We start from the raw sequence: 3393 nt of genomic DNA, 5'->3' as shown, positions 1-3393 counted from the left end.
ATATGTTGAATAAACTAACTCACTTGTTTTTGAACCATCGTTAGTTAAAACAGTACCTTTACATTTATCGGTTAATAAAGTTGTAAAACCTAAACTAGTAGCATTTGCTCCAAAAATAGCACCGACTTTATCATTTCCTTGTTCTCTAAATATTTCAAATGGTAAATAACCTTTACCTTTTGATTTTTCAGACCAAAATGCATCATTATAAAAACTATAAACATTAGAACTCATAAAACCATTAAGAAATTGAAAATTAGGTCAAGTTTTTTCATCTTGATTAATAACTCAACCCCAAGGAATACCAAATGAAATAAAGTTTAAGAACTTACCAACGCCACCTGGTATCGTAAAAGGGTTAAAAACTAATTTTTGCGTATAGTTTAAGGGTAATACTGTTATTTGACGATTAATAAAATTATTCATATTTAAAATATCTCAAACATTACATGAACCCATTTTATTATATTCAATTTGAACTTGACCAACAGTATTACCAAATTCATCTTTTCTTCTAAAATATGATGATGCTTGAGTACTAATGATATTATCAACACTACCACTATTTACTTTTATTTTATTTGGTGGTGTTATTTTTCAATCTTTAGACCAATAAAATTTAGAATCTTTATCTTCTTTATGAATATTTCGACCAACAGTAGAATTTGTTGCTGATGTAGTGCCGGGGTCAGTTATAACAATTCCTTCACTATTTTTTTGTTTTCAAAAGTCATATCTACTTTCCATATCTTTTTTTCAATCTTCATAACCAGTTATCATTGTTGGCTGTATCCCTTGAATGTTATATCAACTTACCTCAGGTGATGCATAAGTATTAACTTTGTCAGGTGGTGTAGGAAACATGTTATACATTAATAAATCTCTTGAATTCATTACTTTTTTATTAAATTGACCTTTAATAATTGGTCGTCCAATTACTGGCATATCAAAAAAGATGGGATTACCATAAAATTTAACTGCCATTGCTCTAACACCGGGATCTTTTAATAAAATCTCATCTAATTCAACAATACCTTTATTTAGTTTTTCATCATAAGTTATTTTAGGAAAACAATAACCTTCCCCTGGTGCTGATGTTTGTATAAATTGTCGTACTGATAAACCACTATTACTAATTTTGTCATTAATACTTGAAAAGGTAATTTCTTGTCATAAAAAACTACCATCATAAGGTGAATAATAATTAATAACATTTGATGGATATAATCATTGTCTATCTTGGGGTGCAGAATTAATATCACCACCACCAATATTTAAACCACGATCATTAAATACAGTATAAAAATTATAATAATCATTAATATTTAATTTGTCTGCATCTTCATCTAAAATTAATAAAGTATATTGTCTTTCAGTTGATTGTTGTGTAAATACTTGTTCAAATTTTGCTTCACCAAATTGAATTGAACTTCTATCATCAATCATATATGCATCTCAATATTTACCAACTTTAACTTCTTTTGTATAAAAGTTATCGGCTTTATTATCATTATTAATAAAATAACTTAATTTATATTGCTTTAAATATTCTAACATTTTATTAATATCATAAATGTTTTCGCCATCAATTAATTTTCAATAAACATTGCTATTTTCATCTTTTAATTTTATCGCAAAAGGTGTTTCATTATTTGCTCATATTGTTGAATTAATTGGTTGTTTATTAAAATCATCAATTGTTAATATATTAATTTCTTCACCTTTATATTTTTGTACTATTTTTAAACTACCTTGTCATTGTGCAATAGTACTTTCCATATTATCAAATATTCTTGAATAACTACCATAATCACTTGGTTTAGCATTATTAGGTTTTCAACCTGTCTCTGTATCGGGTATATATGAACTATAAACATTAAATGGAAATACCCTTCAATGTCTATTATCTTTTATGTTTTCTCTAATATCTATTAAAGTATCGTGGGCTTGTCTTCTTAATTCTTCCATAACACCTGGGTTAATTCTACTCATTTTTTAATTCTCCTTTATTTCTGTTCTACCTTGTAAGGCATTTTGATTATTACCAGTTTCATCGTATTCTAGTAATTTATTATTATGTTCTATTTCTTTAGTTTGCATTTTATCTTGTCATGACTCTACTTTTTCATAGTATTTGGTTGCTTCTAATTCATCAATATTATCATATTCAGTTATAGCTCTTATTGGTTCCATTGTGCCATTATCTAATCTAGCTGTAATTAATTCATTTTGTCGCATTTGGTCTACTAAACTAGCACTAACAAAATCAAATCCATACGGACGTTCACCAACTCCATCTCATAAACCATAATATTTTAAAACAGTATCAAACATTTTAGTATAATATTGTTTACGATATGATTGTAAATATGCTTGTTTTTCTAAATCTTTTGTTTTAGTTAATAATGATTGTGTTTTATTCTGGTCATTATCTGACTTATCACCAAATGGACTAGAAAAATGACATACTAAATATACTTGTTCAATAATAGATTTTTGGTCTTCGGTATATGTTTCTAAGGTTGGTGTACCTTGTACTACTTGTAAAGATTGTGATAATTGACCATCTACTGCTGATTGACCTGATTGAATAAAAATATCATCAAAAGCATCTTTTAATACTTTTTTATTACCTTTGTTATAGGCGGTCATTAAATCATCATCTAATATTCCATATCAATGAGTACGATTTGCTCATCTTTCTTTTGATTTAATATTAAAACTATCTTCTAAATCAAATTGTAATTTATAACAATTTGCCATTGTAGGTAATGGGTTTAATGTAGTTGATGTTGATAAAAATAAAGGATTAGGTTCATTAATCATTTCTCAAAAAGGTACAATACCTAATTTGTTTTTAAATTCTTGTACTAAAACAGGTCTAACATCATCTTTAATTTGTGTTTTACTTTGCCCAACAACTACTTCATTATTTTTAGGTCAACCTTTAATAACTATTTTATCTTTGGTACAAATTAAATTTAAAATAAAACCACTATCTGATTGATGATAATTTAATCAAATATCAGCACCTTGTTCAATTTCATTTATTTTACTTACACGAGATGTAAAGTTAAATGGGTTAATTCATAAATCAATATTGCCATCTGATGTTTCTAATAAACCAAAAATAGTTTTACCCATTAAACTTGCTGTTAATTCATTTTTATCTAATTTTTCTTTTATTTTATAAGTTTCATATCATCAATTTAATTTATCTAATATATCTTTACGATGTGATTTAAATAATATATTTTTACCATTTACTAATCGCATTTGATGGTGCGCAATAATATTTGCTAAATTAATTGTTCAATCATAATTATAAAATTTTAAAACACTATTAATATCATTTAAGTTTGGTAAACTAGGGAAAGTATTATTCATGGTTAT

At 26.2% G+C, this 3393-nt stretch carries 2 protein-coding genes; both read right to left on the bottom strand.

Features of this window, described 5'->3' with window-relative positions; all coding sequences use genetic code 4:
• A partial coding sequence (locus D9R21_RS05185) for a hypothetical protein (protein ID WP_148108837.1) occupies nucleotides 1–1992 on the bottom strand: 1992 nt, incomplete at its 3' end.
• A gap of 3 nt (nucleotides 1993–1995) precedes the next feature.
• Nucleotides 1996–3393: hypothetical protein (locus D9R21_RS07260; protein WP_158613914.1), on the bottom strand; the 1398-nt coding region annotated here is incomplete at its 5' end.

The sequence above is a fragment of the Spiroplasma endosymbiont of Megaselia nigra genome (assembly GCF_003987485.1).
GTDB lineage: Bacteria > Bacillota_I > Bacilli_A > Mycoplasmatales > Mycoplasmataceae > Spiroplasma.
This window is presented reverse-complemented; position numbering and strand designations above follow the sequence as displayed.